The following is a 16,999-nucleotide window of genomic DNA, read 5'->3' as shown; positions in this document are numbered from 1 at the left end:
AATCGGTTTCTGCAAGAGAAACCGATTTTTTAGGATGACCCGTACGGGATTCGAACCCGTGTTACCGCCGTGAAAGGGCGGTGTCTTAACCGCTTGACCAACGGGCCAAACAAATATGGTAGCGGCGGAGGGGATCGAACCCCCGACCTCACGGGTATGAACCGTACGCTCTAGCCAGCTGAGCTACACCGCCATATTGTTTTGTGCTTCTAAGCACAAGTTATATAATACAAAGGTTTGTCTCTTTCGTCAACAGAAACTTTAATGTTGTAATTTTCTAACTATTGGAGAGGGTGAGGATAATAAAAAAGCATCCGTCGGGATGAACGGATGCTTCATTTATTTTATAGAAAGCAGCAAGTTATCCTCTTCTTGCTCCGCGCCCTCCACGTTTTGATTCCGTATTGCGTTTTAAAGATGACAAGCGATCTTCGCTGTCTTTTAAAAACTTATTCATTTTCTGTTCAAAAGATTCTTTCGGACGGAAATCATTTCTAGGTCTGGCTTGCGGACGGTCTTTAGCTTTTTTAATAGATAAACCAATTTTCCCGTCTTTTTCAACGTTGATGACTTTCACTTCAACTTGGTCGCCGACTTTTAAGTGGTCGTTAATGTCTTTGACATAATTATCAGCTACCTCACTAATGTGAACGAGACCGGTTGAGCCTCCAGGCAATTCAACAAATGCTCCAAAATTTGTAATACCTGTAATTTTCCCTTGCAACTTGCTGCCAACTTCAATCGACATAAAAAAAGTGCTCCTCCTTAGGCTTATAAAAAGATCGTTTGCTTAATTATACCTAAATAAAAATTTAAGTGTCAACAAGGCTACTTGCTCTTCTTCTCCACATTGAAGATAATTTCTCCGTCTCCAGACATGAATAAGTCCCTTCTGGCAAGCTCTGTGACGTAATCCTCATCCTTCAATTTGGATATTTCTTCTTTTAAATCCGCTTGTTTTGTCTTTAAATTTTTCAGTTCTTTTTCAAGCTGTTCTTTCTTTTCTTCTTTTGCGCTAAGGGAAGATGTTTGGGACCATACAGAGCTTGCCAGCACAATTGCCGTCAGGAATACTAGGGCGCCGAATACAGTCAACCGTCTGTACAGCCCTTTGCGTCTTCTTTTCTTCAGCTGATTCTGCCGTTCCACTTGTTCTTTATAGTCGTTTTGTATTTCAGTTATCGTTCGTTCCCTGGAAAAATTCAAACCAGACGGTCCTCCTTTCATCTCTTCAAAAAACTTGTGATGGTCGTTCTTATGGTTATCAATAGTTTCTTCTTCTTTTTGAGAAATCCTGCACCTTTTTCAAATAAACGTCTAAAAGTTAGACGCATTCTCACAGGAAGAAGTTTCAAACATTGTTTCACGATAAAACGGATCGGAAAACACAGAACCATGACTATTTTATAAAGACACAGCAGGAGAAAACCGATCAGGCGGTATGTTTTCTTGAATAAAAATGCCGCCATCCAGATGATCGCTCCGCATGTCCACACAATAGGACGAAATAACACGTGCTGAATGAGTTTTTTGAAGAATTGATAAACAGAAACAACAAGGTAAATGACGAATTTCAGTATTTTTATATAGATTCGTTTGCAAAGGCTCTGATACGTCGCAATGCCCAGCAGAACCGCTAAAAAGATGTAAATCCTGAATTCTCCCTCATTTACATGAAGCAAGACATAAAAGAAAAGCAGCCCTTGCACAATCCAGAAAAGAATATCATGAATAAATAATAGCCATCTGGCTGTTTTAGCACGAATGACAAAGAGCCGGTATGTATCAAGCGAAGCACCAAGCCAGAGACCCATACCGGACATCGCCAGCATTGTATAGAATTGTGTCGTCAGCGTCATTTAAACAACTTGCTAAAAAATCCTTTAGCTTTATCCCCTTGTTGTTCGTCTAAGTACACTAAATCAAATACCCTGCCTTTAATAGAAACAATCCCTTTTTCCACATCTAGATTTTTCATCTGCAGGTTTTGGCCTCTGACGGAGAGCATTCCCATCACCGTTTCTAGCAGGAATTCTTCATTATCGAAGCTCTCCACATGCTTAACCCCAGAAATATCTAAATGCTTCCGGCCTTTCATTGTCACATCATGCTGTTCCGGAACAGACGAAGAACCTTTTTGATCATAATATGAATTCATCTATTCAGCCCCCATATCCTCGATACTTTTAGCACTATTACTGCATTGTATGAGGAGGGGGATTTTTTTAGAACAAGCCTATTCGCCGAGTTTTTCTTCTTTTAGAATCGTATACATATTTGCAGCTTCTTCTTTTTTCGTTGTGTCTTTCAATTCATTAACTTGAACCGTTACAAGCTTTTGTCCGAAGCGGACCATTAGTTCATCTCCCGGTTTTACGTCAGAGCTTGCTTTCGCCTGGTTTCCGTTTATAGAGATTCGTCCTTGGTCAGCTACTTCCTTCGCTAGTGTACGTCGTTTGATCAGCCGTGATACTTTTAAAAATTTATCTAATCTCATATCTATGATCTCCTCTCAGTTTCTTTTGCTTCGTTCCACAGTTTGTCCATGTCCTCAAGAGACATATCAGCCAGCTCGATTCCCTTTTCCTTCGCTGTTTCTTCAATGTATGAGAACCGTCTCCGGAATTTGTCATTAGTCATAGTCAGCGCTTCCTCTGGCTCTATTTTGTAGAAGCGGGCTACATTCACCAGCGCGAACAAAATGTCGCCAAACTCGGCTTTAAGATTGTGTTCATGAGGAGCTTCAGAAACCTCAGAAGAAAATTCCTTCATTTCCTCACTTACCTTTTCCCAAATATCGCTGACGTCTTCCCAGTCAAAACCGACCTTCGCTGCTTTTTTCTGCAATTTAGCAGCTTTCGAAAGAGCTGGAAGAGTCTTCGGTACGCTGTCTAATAACGATGATTCAGATGTGTTTTTTTCAGCCTTTTTTATATCTTCCCAATTTGCCAATACATCGTTCTCATCCTGAACCTTAACATCTTTAAACACATGGGGATGTCTTCGGACCATTTTTTCACTGATTCCTTTTATGACATCATCAATTGTGAAATAACCTTCATCTTCACCAATTTGCGCGTGAAGCAAGACCTGAAGCAAAACGTCGCCAAGCTCTTCGATCATATGGTCTGTGTCTTCTTCGTCAATTGCTTCGAGAAGCTCATAACATTCTTCAATCATGTACTGCTTTAATGACTGATGCGTCTGCTTTTTATCCCACGGACATCCATTAGGTCCGCGAAGCTCTCTGATGATGCTTCGGAACGTGGAGAATTCGTGATAAAGAAGCTTCTCTTCTTTAATCGGCGGAATATACACACTTGTTAAGTTATTCAAGGCGACATTGCGGTCCAGTTCAAATAATGGCACTGTCCTGATATCTTCGTCACGGCTGCCTGCTGCAGTCACGATCACGACCTCATAATCATCAGGCAGCTTCTCCATTAATGTCAGCTTCACTTCTGAGGCCGTCATTTGGTCGTAAACCTGACATATAATCAAATGATGGCTGAGCTCTAGCTCATCCGCGGACAATGTGCCGGCATCCACAAATTGAAAACCTTCAATCGGGTCGATTTGCAAGGCATTGAATGTGGCATCAAGGAAACTTTGTCCCCCCGCGACTTTCACTTGAACATTTTCCTTTTCCTGCCGCTCCGTCAGCAGCTGAACTGTTTTTTCTGCGACAAACGGGTGTCCCGGTACAGCATAAACCACATCCTCATGCTGCGCCGCTTCAAAGAGGATGTCAGCAATTTCTTCATATACCGCCTCAAACTGATCATGCTTCTCATATATATCGTCAAAGTAACGGATGTTCTTCGTTTCTTTTTCAAGCTCCTCAATTAAAGGATGATCCTTGGTTCTGACATACAGCGTATCTGCCTTCGTCAGCAGCTTGTGTATACCAATTGTCAATTGGTCCATGTCTCCGGCACCAAGTCCGACGACAGTAATTTTACCCGCCATTTTGTTCTCTCCTTCTCATGAATTTGCTTAACTTGCTGCCGAATGGCACACTGTTCAGCTCTTCATCTGTAAATATTCCCAATCTCATCATACAATAAATAAACACCGCGCCACCAATAGCAACAGCAGAAAGACTCTCAATCACAGCCGCTCCTCTTCCTGTTGCAGGAAACAAGAAAGTCCAGAGACGCGTATAAGCAAGCAAAACAGCTGACATCAAAAGAGCAGATCCAATAATCGGAATCAAAACACCTCTAAGCTTATCGAGCCATTCCTTTTGCCGAAGCTGATACAAGTTAAGGCCGGCGACAGCAGCAAAAGAAGCCGCTGTCGCAAGCGATGCACCTTCAATCCCATAGCGCGGAACCAAAAGAGTGTTTAACACCCATTTCACTGCAACACCCATGCCTACCGCTATCGCAGGAAAAACTGTGTACCCCGCGCCCTGTAAGACTGCCGCTGCCGTTACCGCCATAGATGCAAACAAAATAGAGCTGCTAAATATTTGTATCGCGCCTGTCCCTTCTCCATTTTGAAACAGCATGATATTCACCGGCTTAAGAATACAAATTAACCCAGCCGATGCGCCTGTACCGAGCACAAGGCACAGTTTCAAAGATGACGTGATTTTTTCTTTCATGATCTTCAGCTCTTTGTTTTTTACAGCCATAGAAATATACGGAACGAGTGACGTCGCAATGCTTACGGCAAACACTGAGCCGAGCTGCAGCAAGGGCTGTCCCCGATCATAAATTCCCTTTAGGCGTTTCGCTTCTTCGCTTGCCTCACCACCTGATAGCAAAGCATATAAATTCAAAGCATCAACAAGCTGGATAAACAAAAGCAGCAAACTGCTTACACAAATTGTAACCGAATATAACAGCAGTTTTTTCGCTAATTCTTTTGTTGTGATGTCATTTTCATTTTGCCTACCCGTTTGCTTGTCTCTTCCCATTTTGAACCAAAAAAATCCGAGTATTATCAATGCAACGAAACTTCCGGCAAGAGATCCGGAAGCTGCTGCCGCTCCCGCAGTATAAAGTGAGGCTCCTTTTTTGACGAGCCAAAATGATAACCCTAAGAGCACTGCAACTCGCAGAAACTGCTCTGTCATCTGTGATAGAGCCGAAGGGAGCATTTCGTGCCGCCCTTGAAAACCGCCTCTAAGCAACGCGACAAATGGGAACAACAGAAATGCATACGCGGTCACTTGAATTAACTCAGCGAGATGCGAATCCCCCATAAAGAGCGCGATGGGAACAGCCCCCAAATATAAACAAAGAAATAATAACATACCGATTAAAGACAAAAAACACGCTGATATTTTTAATATAGTGTGATGATTTTTTTCGCTATAATCATTCATCAGTTTCGAAATAATGACCGGAAATCCTGATGTTGACAGCATAACCGCAATACCAAGAAAGGGATATACCTGCTGATATATATAGAATCCAACATCGCCGACAATGTTTTGAAACGGGACTCTGTAAACGGCGCTTAAAATTTTTGTGATGACGCCTGCCAGAATTAAAACAAATGCCCCCTGCCAAACCCAATGCCGTTTAACGCCTATTGAATCGTCCATCCAAAAGCTCCTTCCCAACGTCAAGGGCAATACGGTTCACGTATTACCGCGGCACAAATAAAAACGAGGTTATTATACCATATCCCAACCCTTGGAATCCTATTTCGGCACGCATGAAAAAGAACAGCGTCTCAAAGGAGAGCTGTTCTTTTCATACCTATTTTCGATAAAAGGAATAAGACCTACTGTTCCATTTGACGAGCCAAAAATCCAGCTGCTGTTTCAACGGCTTTATGCTCTACTTCGCCCATTGATTGATCTTTTGAAAAAATCACCACAGCACCTATCGGATCGCCATTCGCCACTATTGGGCCGACAGTATAAGAATTCATGTCCTCATCTATGCCATTCACAAGCTGTACTGATTTCGCATCACTCTCAAGCACAGAGCTGCGCTGATCCATTATTCTTTCCAGCATTTCGCTGATTGACTTGTTTAAGTAATCTTTTTTGGAGCTGCCAGACACGGCAATATATACATCACGATCACAAATCAGCACTGAATGGCCGAGACTGTCGTAAAGCGCGTCTGCATACTCTTTTGCAAAGTCTCCAAGCTCACTGATCGGAGAGTACTTTTTCAAAATCACTTCTCCGTCACGATCCACAAAAATCTCAAGCGGATCGCCTTCCCTGATTCTCAGAGTTCTTCGAATTTCTTTAGGAATCACGACCCGACCTAAGTCATCAATACGACGTACGATACCGGTTGCTTTCATCTCTGGTGCCTCTCTTTCATTTGATGGTATATATATGTGGGAAAGACCTAAAGCAGTTACTTTATGTACCTTCCGCCTCGCTTGAAATTAGTATCCGTCACATCAAATGTAATATACACCAGAGAGTAACAAAATTTACGTTGATGAAATGGTTTGCTTTTTCACATTTTTTAAGCCCTTCAGCATGCCCAGCAAGGTGTCGAGCCACTCATCGGCACTACGGCCTTTCGTCTGTATGGAGATTTTGAGTTTTTTCCCTTCCATTCCCAGTCCGATTTGTCTGCCATATTGATTGCCAAGCTCAAACAGCTTCTGTCCGTCAATTTCAGCACTTGCTTCTTCAGAGATCGTCAATCTGACAGCGTCTTTATCCTGCTTAATCAGCTCGACACGTTCCTGTCTCGCATAAACCTTCATTTCTGCAACAGTAAACAAGTATTCGACTTCTTTTGGATAGTTTCCAAAACGGTCGATCATTTCATCCTGAAGCTCGTTCTTCTCTTCGATTGTCGCCACAGATCTAAAGCGTTTATACATATCAATTTTCTGTTTGCCGTCTTGAATATATGTTTCTGGAATATACGCATCAAGCTCGACATCAATTTCTGTTTCAAACTGCTCTGTCTTCGCTGTGTCTCCTTTACGTTCTTCAATGGCCTCTTTCAGCATTTGGGAATAGAGGTCAAATCCGACCGAATCGATGAAGCCATGCTGCTGGGCGCCAAGAAGATTCCCGGCTCCGCGAATGGTTAAGTCACGCATTGCGATTTTAAAACCGGAACCTAGCTCAGTGAATTCTTTAATAGCCTGCAGCCTTTTTTCAGCTACTTCTGTCAGCACTTTATCCCGACGGTATGTGAAGTACGCATACGCCACACGGTTAGAACGGCCGACACGCCCCCGCAGCTGGTAAAGCTGAGAAAGCCCCATCTTGTCGGCGTCAAATACGATCAGCGTATTGACGTTCGGGATGTCCACACCTGTTTCAATAATGGTTGTACTGACGAGAACGTCTGATTCTCCTTCAAGGAAACTCAGCATAACGGTTTCTAATTCATTTTCTGTCATTTTTCCGTGGGCGTACGTCACCTTTGCGTCAGGGACAAGCATTGAGATCTCATCCGCTTTCCGCTCGATGTCCTCTACCCGGTTGTACAAGAAATAGACCTGGCCCCCGCGTGCAAGCTCACGTTCAATTGCCTCTCTGACAAGAGCGCCATTGTATTCCACAACATACGTCTGTACGGGGAAGCGGTTTTCCGGCGGAGTTTCGATGACTGAAAGATCCCTTACGCCAAGCATAGACATATGCAGCGTACGAGGAATCGGCGTTGCTGTTAGCGTTAAAACATCAACATTGGCCTTAATTTGCTTGATCTTTTCTTTATGGGTTACACCGAAACGCTGCTCTTCATCAATGATGAGGAGCCCTAAGTCTTTATACACGACATCTTTTGATAGCAGCCGATGCGTCCCGATGACGATATCAACCGTCCCATTTTTCAATCCTTTGATTGTTTCGTTTGCTTCTTTTCTTGTTCTGAACCTGCTGAGAAGGCCGATATTAATCGGATAGTCCTGGAAGCGCTCTTTAATGGTTTCATAGTGCTGCTGTGCCAAAATGGTTGTCGGAACGAGCAGAGCTACCTGCTTTCCGTCGCCGATCGCCTTAAACGCGGCACGTATGGCAACCTCTGTTTTACCGTAGCCCACATCTCCGCACAGCAAGCGGTCCATCGGACGTTCTCTTTCCATGTCTTTTTTGATTTCGTGAATCGAACGGAGCTGATCCTCAGTCTCTTGATAAGGGAAAGCTGATTCGAATTCACGCTGCATCTCATGGTCAGGAGAAAACGCGTATCCCTTGCTCGCTTCTCTTTCGGCATAGAGCTTAATTAAGTCATCAGCAATATCCTGAACGGATGTCTCTACTTTTTTCTTAACCCGTTTCCATTCGCTTCCGCCTAATTTATACAGCTTCGGCTCTTTTCCTTCGGAGCCGACATATTTTTGCACCTGATCAATTTGTTCTACAGGGACGTAAAGCTTGTCACTTCCCTGATAATGAATATTTAAATAGTCTTTATGAATTCCGTTGATTTCAAGGGTTTCAATTCCCAGGTATTTTCCGATCCCGTGATTAATATGAACGACATAATCACCAATTTGAAGCTCAGAATAGCTCTTGATGCGCTCTGCATTGGTAAGCTTCTGTTTTCGCGGCTTCTTTTTCACACGGTTTTTGAACAGTTCTTCTTCCGTAATAACGGCAAGCTTCATTAATGGCAGCTCAAATCCCGATTGGAGCTCACCTTCCATGATATAGACCTGTCCCTGAACAAGCGCTTTTTTGCTTTCTGTCACGGCGGCCTCGATATCATAATCAGCCAAAACAGATGACAATTTCTGTGTACGTTCCTTGTTTGCTCCTAAGAACACAACAGTGAAATTTGATTTTTTAAAACGCTCCATTTCACCCGCGAGCACGTTCATTTGCCCATGGAAACTCTGCATTTGACGGCCTGACACATTGACGATATTTTGCGGACTCGTATGCTGTACATGCCGCAAAAATAAAGAATAGTACAGCAGAGGCCGTTTTTGTTCAGCCACTATTTTTTGGAAGCTGAATGACAAACGAATGTCATGCAAAATCTTGCCTTCCTCAAGAAGATTTGTTATAAACTCTGCTTCTTCTTTTTGAAGCTGTTCTTCCATCTCATGAATCCGGCTGACTTCATCCAAAATCAGAAGTGTATTTTCAGGTGTATAATCTAGTAAACTAGCAGGCTTTTCATAGAAATATGAGAGATACTTCACGAGCTCCTGATCTGTCTGGCCTTCAGACAAGCGTTCTTTATCGTGAGAAATATTCGTATGAAGTATTTCTTTTTGCTTGTCAGCCTTTAATTTTTTCAAGCTCGCAGCAAGACCGCTATCGATTTTCTCCATCGCCCGCGCTTTTTCTTCCGGTCTGATAATTAATTCCTTCGCAGGACCGATATTGATCGAAGTAAGGGTCTCAATTGACCGCTGATCATCTGAATTAAAGCTGCGGATTGAATCGACTTCAGTGTCAAAAAGTTCAATTCTCACCGGATTTTCTGAAGTCAGCGGATAAATATCAATGATTCCTCCGCGAATACTGAATTCTCCGGGCGCAGATACCATATCAGACCGTTCATACCCTACCTCTACCAGCCGTGACGCTAGCTGGTCAGGTTCGATATCATGCCCTACTTGAATGAGCATCTGGCTGCTTTTCCACACCTCTACAGGCGGCAGCATTCTTCTGATGGCAGCTACAGGAGCAACGACAATCGGCGCTTCTCCATTCGTTAATCTATTAATGACATCTAATCGCTGCGCCCGCAATTCAGGGCTTGCCACTGCGATTTCTGATGAAATGAGTTCATTGACGGGGTACAAAAGGACAGACCGATCCTCTAGAAGTGAAGTCAGATCATCTGTTACTTTCTGGGCTTGATATAAGTTATGGGTGATGAGAAAGATAGGCTTATTCGTTTCATTAGCCAGGGCAGAAGTAAAAACAGAACGCGCGGAACCCGACAGACCCGCGAGCAGTTGTTCCTTCAGGCCCTCGTGTAAACCGTTGATGATGGATTTAAAGTCATCGCTTTCTTTTATAAAGGTTTGAATGTTGTCCATATGGCCCCTCCTCTCTGTTTCCTGTGAGAACAGAAAAACGCTTTGGTCTAGTGTCTACACCAAAGCTTTTTATTGAATAAATGTGTGATATTCGTGGTAATGCGGATTTCGGTCAAACGCCTCTTGGCAGTCTTCACATATCGTCAAAACATGGACATCTCCATTTTCTTTATAAGAAATCATATCGTTTCTTTCCTCATTTGTTAAGTGCTGAAATCCAAGTGAGTCTGTCGATACCATTGAAGATTCGAGACTGCCTACTTTCACTCCGCAATGACGACAATAATAATGCAAAGCCATACAAGGGACCTCCTGATGAAAAAGTCATTTTGGTGTAGTATGGACTTTGTTGTTTCATTTTATACCTTTGCGTTAAATTCGTTCATGACTTCTAAAAACGGTTTACTCAGAGAAGCCTCACAAGCCTTCACAGATTTATCAACGGCTTCCTCGATCTCAGGTGCCTCCTCCTTGGTAAAGGAGCCTAACACATAATCAACGACCTTCATGCCGTTTACAGGCCGGCCGATTCCGATGCGGATACGGTCAAACTCGGATGTTCCAAGATGCTGGATCAGTGATTTGATGCCGTTGTGTCCTCCGGCGCTTCCTTTCGTTCTTAACCGAATCTTGCCAGTCGGAAGGTCGAGATCGTCGTAAATGACTGTCAAATCTTCGTTATCGACATCATAGTAATCCATTAAAGGCCGCAAACATTCTCCTGATAAATTCATATATGTAAGCGGTTTAACAAGTAGAACCTTTTTGCCGGAAACAAATCCGGTTCCGTATAATCCGTTAAATTTATTTTGATTCAGCTCTATATTCCATTCCTTTGCAAGCTGATCTATCACCATAAATCCGACATTATGCCGTGTATTTTCATAGTTCTTTCCCGGGTTTCCGAGACCGGCAATCACAAGCATGGCGAATCCTCCCTTAGTCACATAACTCCCGCCTTCATAAACGGGCTATAATTCTTCTCATTCTAGCACAAAAGACGTAACCGCGGGAGGGTTACGCCTTAAGCTATTATTGTTCTTTGTTTTCACCTTCAGGCTGAGCATCAGCAGATTCCTCTTCATCGATCTCAGCTGCTTCCTGCTGCTGCGGAGGAAGGATAGAAGCCACGACCTCATCTGATTCATGATGAAAGGAGTAGTCACCGCCAGCAGGCAAATCCGCGATCGTCAGTACTTCATTTACATCGAGATTAGAAATATCAGCCTCAATCGTTTGCGGAATGGCTTTTGGCTTAGCCTTTACAGTAAGTGCATATAGCGGCTGCTGCAATACGCCTCCGTTTTTCACACCAATGGCTTCTCCGGTCAGATGAATCGGAACTTCCACTTCAATGTCCTCACTCATATTGACTACTTGAAAATCAGCATGAGTGATTTCATTTTTCAGCGGGTCCGTTTGCAGGTCTGTCACCATGACAGAGTGTTTTTCTCCGCTGACCTCAAGCGTAATGACGGCATTTTTGCCTTCGTCCCTCAGCGTTTTGATCAGCTCCACACTGTCTAATGACACTGGTTTGTTGCCAGTATCCTTCCCATATATGATACCTGGAACATGTCCTGAAGTACGGATATTCCGAAGAGATGAACGAGTAAAGTCCGTTCTTTCTTTTGCCGTTAAAGTTGCCATATTCAGCACCATCCTATTATCGTTTTAATTGTCCTATTACAAACAATACCCATAACGATTAGGATTTAAACCTCAAAAAACGGTTTAGCTGAACAGATAGCTGACTGATTGCTGCTCATGAACGCGAATAATCGCCTCAGCCAGAAGCGGTCCGACTGAAAGCTGCTTAAAGCGTTCAATTTTCTTTTCTTCAGGAAGCTTGATGCTGTTTGTCACAACGAGCTCTTTAATTGTTGAATTATTAATTCGTTCAACTGCAGGGCCTGATAGTACAGGGTGTGTACAGCATGCATATACTTCTTTCGCTCCGTTTTCTACGAGCGCATTAGCAGCAAGTGTAATCGTACCTGCAGTATCAATAATGTCATCGATGAGGATAGCAGTCTTCCCTTCGATATTACCTACAATATTCATAACTTCCGCCACGTTTGGACGCGGACGGCGTTTATCGATAATCGCAATCGGCGCTTTTAGTCGGTCAGCCAGTTTGCGGGCACGTGTCACACCGCCGTGGTCTGGTGAAACAATGACGATATCTTCAAGGTTTTTGCCTTCAAAATATTCTCCTAAAATCGGAACACCCATTAAGTGGTCAATCGGTATATCAAAGAATCCTTGAATTTGCGGCGCATGCAGGTCGAGTGCAATCACACGAGTCGCACCAGCTGTTTCAAGCAGGTTAGCGAAAAGTTTAGCTGTGATTGGCTCACGGGATCTTGCTTTTCTGTCTTGACGCGCATAACCGTAATAAGGAATAACAATGTTAATCGTTTTTGCAGAAGCGCGTTTTAACGCATCTACCATAATCAGCAGTTCCATAATATGCTCGTTAACGGGGTCACTTGTAGACTGGATGATGTAACAATCACATCCGCGAATACTTTCTTCGATATTAATTTGGACTTCCCCGTCACTAAATCTTGTGACAGAACATTTCCCTAATTGAACTCCAACTATATCTGCGATTTCTTTTGCAAGCTCTGGATTCGAATTCAAAGAAAAAATCTTTAAATTCTTATCTCCGTATTGATTAGACATGGATAAACCTCCGAATTTAGGATTATTTTTTATGAATATTTTTCACATAATCGTCTTTATTAACTTGTCTCGCTCTGGCAATAGCAAGCGCTTTTCCAGGTACATCTTCCGTAACAGTTGAACCTGCCGCCACATAAGCGCCTTCTCCGACTGTGACTGGGGCAACCAAGTTGGAGTTGCAGCCGATAAACGCGCCATCTTCAATTTTTGTCAAATACTTATTCTTCCCATCATAATTGACAGTAATTGAACCGCAGCCCAGGTTTACATCAGTGCCTACCTCAGCATCACCGACATAGCTTAGATGAGATGCCTTGCTTCGGTCTCCGAATTGAGTCTTTTTAATTTCTACAAAGTTGCCGATCTTCACTTCATTCCCGATGACAGAATCAGGTCTGATGTGAGCAAAAGGTCCTATGTTTACATCATTCCCCACTTTACTGTGATTGACTACCGATTGTTTAATAACCGTACGGCTGCCGATGGAACTATTCATAATCTCCGTATGAGGGCCAATTATCGTATCTTCTCCGATTTGCACCTCACCTTTAATTACAGTTCCAGGATAAATCACAGTATCGCTTCCGATAACAGCCTCAGGAGAAATATACGTATTCATCGGGTCAATCAACGTCACGCCATTTTGCATATGCCGTTTATTAATACGCTCTTTCATAAATTGTTCTGCTTGAGAAAGAGCAACTCTATCATTAACTCCGAGCGTTTCTTGGAAATTACCAGTCTGGTAAGCGGCAACAGTTTCGCCTTCATTTTTAAGAATCTCTATGACATCCGGCAAATAATACTCGCCTTGGGCATTATCATTAGACACCTGATCAATAGCCCGGAATAGCGCTTCATTGTCAAAACAATACGTACCAGTATTGATCTCAGTTACAAAACGTTCTTCTTCAGAGGCGTCCTTATGCTCAACGATTTTTTGAACCGCTCCGTTTTGGCTGCGAATAATGCGGCCATATCCGGTTGGATCTTCTGCAACCGCAGTTAAAATCGTAGCTTTCGCTTCTCTTTGTGTATGTTCTTTCAGCATCTCTTCCATCGTCTCTGCTGTTAAAAGCGGCGTATCTCCGCAAATGACAATCGTGACGCCTTTTTCGTCAGCAAGAAATGGCTGTGCCTGTTTTACAGCATGAGCAGTGCCAAGCTGTTCTGCTTGAAGCGCGTACTCGCTTTTATCACCAAGCTGCTTTTTCACTTCTTCCGCACCATGTCCGACAATCGTGACAAGCTTCGATAAAGATAATTTTAAGGCTTCGTCCACGACGTGCTCTACCATAGGCTTACCGCAAACTGGATGAAGGACTTTATAAAGCTTCGATTTCATTCTCGTTCCTTGTCCAGCCGCTAAAACAACTGCAAACCGCTTATCCATTTATTGGCCTCCAATATCCCTTTTATCCATAGAAAAATATATCCTAAATATCTTCTGATTTCAAGGAGACTTCATGAAGTGCAAGAATTTTCTATTGAGTGCAAATACGTTTGAAAAATCAGAATTAAAAAAGGACCGCCGGCAAAAGGCTTATGTCAGCCCTTTCAGCAGTCCTTGCTTTTTGGTTATTTTTTAAGAAGCTCCAGCTTCTTCGAATTCTAATGCTTCAGTGTCACCCAGACGATGATACTCATTTAACACGGCATCTTGAATCTTTCCTCGCGTGCTTGAATTAATAGGATGAGCAATATCGCGGAACTCTCCATCAGGGGTGCGTTTACTCGGCATCGCAACGAAAAGACCATTGTTTCCATCAATCACACGAATATCATGTACAACAAATTCGTGATCCAGCGTGATGGATGCAATCGCTCTCATGCGACCATCGGTATTCACGCGGCGTAATCTTACGTCAGTAACTTCCACAGTAGTTCACCACCTTTTCCCTATATAAAAGCATTAGTGTATCAATTCCACGATTTTCTCTGAAATCCTGCTCGTTTTTAAAATATTTTTTGAAAAAATAGGATATAGTTACACAATTAGGTCATATCGCTTTTATTTCGGGCATAAGGTAAATAAAAAAGTGATCCCGGGCACCCCCAGAATCACTTTTCTTATTATTTTACTAATGCAATAACTTCAATTTCGACTAGCGCATCCTTCGGGAGTCTTGCGACTTCCACACAAGATCTCGCCGGTTTGTGAGTGTCAAAATATTGTCCGTACACTTCGTTTACTTCCGCAAACTGTTCCATATCCGCGATAAACACAGTTGCTTTTACAACTGTTTCAAAAGAAGCACCCGCTTCTTCCAGAACCGCTTTTAAGTTGCTGAATACTTGATGAGTCTGCTCCTTAATATCTCCGTTCACCATTTCGCCTGAAGGAGTCAAAGGAATTTGGCCTGAGCTGTAAAACATATTGTTGACGATAATCCCTTGTGAATAAGGCCCAATTGCCGCTGGGGCATGTTTTGTGTGGACTGCTTTTGTCATGATTCTGTCTCTCCATTCTTCAAAAGATTGTCTTTAAAAAAACGCAGAAAATTGCCATTCTGAATTTCAATGGACTTCTCTTTCATGTTGATGGTTGAAAGAGTAAGAAGTGACATATATTCATCAACAAGACGTTCATCTACTCCTTCGGCCTCTACTAAGACGCCGATTCCCGCCACATTTGCGTTAAACTCATCCAACAGGTTAATCATACCATTTATTGTGCCGCCTGCTTTCATAAAGTCATCAATAATGAGTACGTTTGAACCCGTTTTCATGCTTCTTTTCGCAAGTGACATTGTTTGAATGCGGTTTGAGGAGCCTGAAACGTAATTAATGCTGACTGTGGAGCCTTCTGTTACCTTATTGTCTTTACGAACGATCACAACAGGCACATTCAAATAGCTCGCAGCTGCGTACGCAAGAGGGATGCCTTTCGTGGCAACGGTCATGACAACATCAATATCGCGCTCTGCAAACACGGAAGCAAACAGCTTCCCTACCTTGGAGAGTACAGATGGCTTTCCTAAGATATCCGTTAAATATACATAACCGCCCGGAAGGATACGTTCAGGATTTGCCAGCGACTGTCCAAGAGTCTGCACAAACTCTTCAGCTTCAGCCTGCTTCATTTTCGGAATATATTTAACGCCTCCGGCAGCACCGGGAACAGTAAGCAAAGTACCGATCCCCTGCTGTTCAAAGGTTTGTTTAATAATTGTTAAATCTTCACTGATCGATGATTTTGCAGATTCATACCGCTCAGAGAAAAAGGTTAGCGGTATTAACTCGTGCGGATGGGTTAACAAGTAATTTGTTAAGTCCACCAATCTGCCGCTGCGACGAAACTTCATGAACTTACCCCCAAAATCCGAATATTTTAAGATCAATATAACTTAACATACGGATTTAATCAAGAGCGTTCTGTTCGCCGATCATTCTCACCGCATAAACTTGATCGCAGAAGCCTCTTAACCCGTTATAAATTCTCTGCACCTTCGACTCATACTGAACCAGTCCAAACACTGTCGGACCGCTCCCGCTCATTAACACGGCATCTGCACCAAAGCGTTTCATCTGGTTTTTGATCATCGCGACTTCAGGATGCAGATCAAGCGTAACAGATTCGAGCACATTGCCTAAACGGCTGCACATCTTCTGAAAACTCTTTTCCTCTATCGCCTCGATCATGCCTTGTACATCGGGATGCTCTATGTCATCCAGTTTCAGCGCTCTGTACACTTCAGCAGTTGAAACACCGATTGTCGGCTTCGCTAAAATGACCCAGCAGTGCGGAGGCGTGCTGATATGTTTAATTTTCTCGCCGCGCCCTGTTGCAAGTGCAGTTCCTCCATAGACACAAAATGAAACGTCGGAGCCAATTTCCGCTCCAAGCTCAGCAAGCGTTTCCGCAGAAAGATTTAAATTCCACAGTCTGTTCAGCCCTCTGAGCGTCGCCGCCGCATCACTGCTTCCGCCGGCAAGACCGGCAGCCACCGGAATTACCTTCGTAATCATGATGGAAACTCCCTTTTTCACGTTGTATCTGTCCTTGATCAGCTTGGCGGCCTGATAAGCTAAGTTTCTTTGGTCATCAGGCACAAAACGGTTGTGGGAGGAAACCCTCACTTCATCCTCTGCCAGCTCCGTCAATTCAATTCGATCAGCTAAATCAATTGTCGTCATGATCATTTCGACTTCATGATAACCATCCGGGCGTTTTCGGGTGACGTCAAGTGACAGATTGATCTTGGCTGGCGCTTTTTCTAAAATACGCATAGCTTTCACCTACTTCTCCATCTAAACATAAGTATGAACATTGTATCACATTTGAAGTACAGGATGAACATATCCATATTCAGCCCATTATGTATTTATATCCAATATAAAAAACCGGGGAACGGCACGTCCCCCG

The 16,999-nt window shown here is 43.2% G+C and carries 18 protein-coding genes and 2 tRNA genes; all 20 read right to left on the bottom strand.

What is annotated here, in order from left to right; translation table 11 throughout:
* Nucleotides 1-35: 35 nt before the first annotated feature.
* The 20 genes from MY9_RS00385 to ispE all read right to left on the bottom strand — a co-directional run bounded on the left by MY9_RS00385 (nt 36) and on the right by ispE (nt 16,863).
* Nucleotides 36-107 (bottom strand) — tRNA-Glu (locus tag MY9_RS00385).
* 9 nt (nt 108-116) lie between these two features.
* Nucleotides 117-193: transfer RNA gene (locus MY9_RS00380), tRNA-Met, on the bottom strand.
* Nucleotides 194-361: 168 nt separating this feature from the next.
* Nucleotides 362-748 (bottom strand): S1 domain-containing RNA-binding protein, encoded by a 387-nt coding sequence (locus MY9_RS00375; protein ID WP_003218379.1) that lies wholly within the window; start codon nt 746-748, stop codon nt 362-364.
* A gap of 80 nt (nt 749-828) precedes the next feature.
* Complete coding sequence (gene divIC / locus MY9_RS00370; RefSeq protein ID WP_040081060.1) at nt 829-1,206, bottom strand: cell division protein DivIC; 378 nt, start codon at nt 1,204-1,206, stop codon at nt 829-831.
* Between the two features lie 17 nt (nt 1,207-1,223).
* The gene (gene yabQ / locus MY9_RS00365) at nt 1,224-1,859 is read right to left on the bottom strand and encodes a spore cortex biosynthesis protein YabQ (RefSeq protein WP_014662494.1); all 636 of its coding nucleotides are present in this window, start codon (nt 1,857-1,859) and stop codon (nt 1,224-1,226) included.
* Nucleotides 1,856-2,158 (bottom strand): sporulation protein YabP, encoded by a 303-nt coding sequence (gene yabP / locus MY9_RS00360; protein WP_003226714.1) that lies wholly within the window; start codon nt 2,156-2,158, stop codon nt 1,856-1,858. The genes yabQ and yabP overlap by 4 nt, the downstream gene beginning before the upstream one ends.
* Nucleotides 2,159-2,236: 78 nt before the next feature.
* Nucleotides 2,237-2,497: an RNA-binding S4 domain-containing protein gene (locus MY9_RS00355; protein ID WP_014662493.1), complete on the bottom strand. Its 261-nt coding sequence runs from the start codon at nt 2,495-2,497 to the stop codon at nt 2,237-2,239.
* Nucleotides 2,498-2,499: 2 nt separating this feature from the next.
* Nucleotides 2,500-3,969, bottom strand: coding sequence for a nucleoside triphosphate pyrophosphohydrolase (mazG, locus tag MY9_RS00350; RefSeq protein ID WP_014662492.1), 1,470 nt, complete (start codon nt 3,967-3,969; stop codon nt 2,500-2,502).
* Nucleotides 3,959-5,557, bottom strand: coding sequence for a putative polysaccharide biosynthesis protein (locus tag MY9_RS00345; RefSeq protein WP_014662491.1), 1,599 nt, complete (start codon nt 5,555-5,557; stop codon nt 3,959-3,961). The genes mazG and MY9_RS00345 overlap by 11 nt, the downstream gene beginning before the upstream one ends.
* Nucleotides 5,558-5,739: 182 nt before the next feature.
* Nucleotides 5,740-6,276: a stage V sporulation protein T gene (gene spoVT / locus MY9_RS00340; RefSeq protein WP_014662490.1), complete on the bottom strand. Its 537-nt coding sequence runs from the start codon at nt 6,274-6,276 to the stop codon at nt 5,740-5,742.
* 135 nt (nt 6,277-6,411) lie between these two features.
* Nucleotides 6,412-9,945 (bottom strand): transcription-repair coupling factor, encoded by a 3,534-nt coding sequence (gene mfd / locus MY9_RS00335; protein ID WP_014662489.1) that lies wholly within the window; start codon nt 9,943-9,945, stop codon nt 6,412-6,414.
* A 69-nt stretch (nt 9,946-10,014) separates the two neighbouring features.
* The gene (gene fin / locus MY9_RS00330; protein ID WP_014662488.1) at nt 10,015-10,245 is read right to left on the bottom strand and encodes an anti-sigma-F factor Fin; all 231 of its coding nucleotides are present in this window, start codon (nt 10,243-10,245) and stop codon (nt 10,015-10,017) included.
* Between the two features lie 59 nt (nt 10,246-10,304).
* The gene (gene pth, locus MY9_RS00325) at nt 10,305-10,871 is read right to left on the bottom strand and encodes an aminoacyl-tRNA hydrolase (protein WP_003226727.1); all 567 of its coding nucleotides are present in this window, start codon (nt 10,869-10,871) and stop codon (nt 10,305-10,307) included.
* 106 nt (nt 10,872-10,977) lie between these two features.
* The gene (locus tag MY9_RS00320; RefSeq protein ID WP_041521232.1) at nt 10,978-11,595 is read right to left on the bottom strand and encodes a 50S ribosomal protein L25/general stress protein Ctc; all 618 of its coding nucleotides are present in this window, start codon (nt 11,593-11,595) and stop codon (nt 10,978-10,980) included.
* Between the two features lie 84 nt (nt 11,596-11,679).
* Nucleotides 11,680-12,633 (bottom strand): ribose-phosphate diphosphokinase, encoded by a 954-nt coding sequence (locus MY9_RS00315; RefSeq protein ID WP_003218353.1) that lies wholly within the window; start codon nt 12,631-12,633, stop codon nt 11,680-11,682.
* A 22-nt stretch (nt 12,634-12,655) separates the two neighbouring features.
* Nucleotides 12,656-14,026, bottom strand: a complete 1,371-nt coding sequence (glmU, locus tag MY9_RS00310) for a bifunctional UDP-N-acetylglucosamine diphosphorylase/glucosamine-1-phosphate N-acetyltransferase GlmU (RefSeq protein WP_014662487.1) — start codon at nt 14,024-14,026, stop codon at nt 12,656-12,658.
* A 192-nt stretch (nt 14,027-14,218) separates the two neighbouring features.
* Nucleotides 14,219-14,512, bottom strand: coding sequence for a septation regulator SpoVG (spoVG, locus tag MY9_RS00300; RefSeq protein ID WP_003218346.1), 294 nt, complete (start codon nt 14,510-14,512; stop codon nt 14,219-14,221).
* A 194-nt stretch (nt 14,513-14,706) separates the two neighbouring features.
* Nucleotides 14,707-15,084: a 2-iminobutanoate/2-iminopropanoate deaminase gene (gene ridA / locus MY9_RS00295; protein ID WP_003226738.1), complete on the bottom strand. Its 378-nt coding sequence runs from the start codon at nt 15,082-15,084 to the stop codon at nt 14,707-14,709.
* Nucleotides 15,081-15,938 (bottom strand): pur operon repressor, encoded by an 858-nt coding sequence (gene purR, locus MY9_RS00290; protein ID WP_014662485.1) that lies wholly within the window; start codon nt 15,936-15,938, stop codon nt 15,081-15,083. Before purR ends, ridA begins: the two co-directional genes overlap by 4 nt.
* A 55-nt stretch (nt 15,939-15,993) precedes the next feature.
* On the bottom strand, nt 15,994-16,863 hold the full coding sequence (gene ispE, locus MY9_RS00285; RefSeq protein WP_040081072.1) for a 4-(cytidine 5'-diphospho)-2-C-methyl-D-erythritol kinase: 870 nt from the start codon (nt 16,861-16,863) through the stop codon (nt 15,994-15,996).
* Nucleotides 16,864-16,999: the final 136 nt, after the last annotated feature.

The organism is Bacillus sp. JS (assembly GCF_000259365.1).
Taxonomy (GTDB): Bacteria; Bacillota; Bacilli; order Bacillales; family Bacillaceae; genus Bacillus; species Bacillus stercoris.
This window is presented reverse-complemented; position numbering and strand designations above follow the sequence as displayed.

What these genes read in the sequence shown, in the direction of transcription:
- MY9_RS00375 (WP_003218379.1), bottom strand. Translation starts at nt 748, where the DNA reads ATGTCGATTGAAGTTGGCAGCAAGTTGCAAGGGAAAATTACAGGTATT.
- yabQ (WP_014662494.1), bottom strand. Translation starts at nt 1,859, where the DNA reads ATGACGCTGACGACACAATTCTATACAATGCTGGCGATGTCCGGTATG.
- yabP (WP_003226714.1), bottom strand. Translation starts at nt 2,158, where the DNA reads ATGAATTCATATTATGATCAAAAAGGTTCTTCGTCTGTTCCGGAACAG.
- MY9_RS00355 (WP_014662493.1), bottom strand. Translation starts at nt 2,497, where the DNA reads ATGAGATTAGATAAATTTTTAAAAGTATCACGGCTGATCAAACGACGT.
- mazG (WP_014662492.1), bottom strand. Translation starts at nt 3,969, where the DNA reads ATGGCGGGTAAAATTACTGTCGTCGGACTTGGTGCCGGAGACATGGAC.
- MY9_RS00345 (WP_014662491.1), bottom strand. Translation starts at nt 5,557, where the DNA reads ATGGACGATTCAATAGGCGTTAAACGGCATTGGGTTTGGCAGGGGGCA.
- spoVT (WP_014662490.1), bottom strand. Translation starts at nt 6,276, where the DNA reads ATGAAAGCAACCGGTATCGTACGTCGTATTGATGACTTAGGTCGGGTC.
- mfd (WP_014662489.1), bottom strand. Translation starts at nt 9,945, where the DNA reads ATGGACAACATTCAAACCTTTATAAAAGAAAGCGATGACTTTAAATCC.
- fin (WP_014662488.1), bottom strand. Translation starts at nt 10,245, where the DNA reads ATGGCTTTGCATTATTATTGTCGTCATTGCGGAGTGAAAGTAGGCAGT.
- pth (WP_003226727.1), bottom strand. Translation starts at nt 10,871, where the DNA reads ATGCTTGTGATTGCCGGTCTCGGAAACCCGGGAAAGAACTATGAAAAT.
- MY9_RS00320 (WP_041521232.1), bottom strand. Translation starts at nt 11,595, where the DNA reads ATGGCAACTTTAACGGCAAAAGAAAGAACGGACTTTACTCGTTCATCT.
- MY9_RS00315 (WP_003218353.1), bottom strand. Translation starts at nt 12,633, where the DNA reads ATGTCTAATCAATACGGAGATAAGAATTTAAAGATTTTTTCTTTGAAT.
- glmU (WP_014662487.1), bottom strand. Translation starts at nt 14,026, where the DNA reads ATGGATAAGCGGTTTGCAGTTGTTTTAGCGGCTGGACAAGGAACGAGA.
- ridA (WP_003226738.1), bottom strand. Translation starts at nt 15,084, where the DNA reads ATGACAAAAGCAGTCCACACAAAACATGCCCCAGCGGCAATTGGGCCT.
- purR (WP_014662485.1), bottom strand. Translation starts at nt 15,938, where the DNA reads ATGAAGTTTCGTCGCAGCGGCAGATTGGTGGACTTAACAAATTACTTG.
- ispE (WP_040081072.1), bottom strand. Translation starts at nt 16,863, where the DNA reads ATGCGTATTTTAGAAAAAGCGCCAGCCAAGATCAATCTGTCACTTGAC.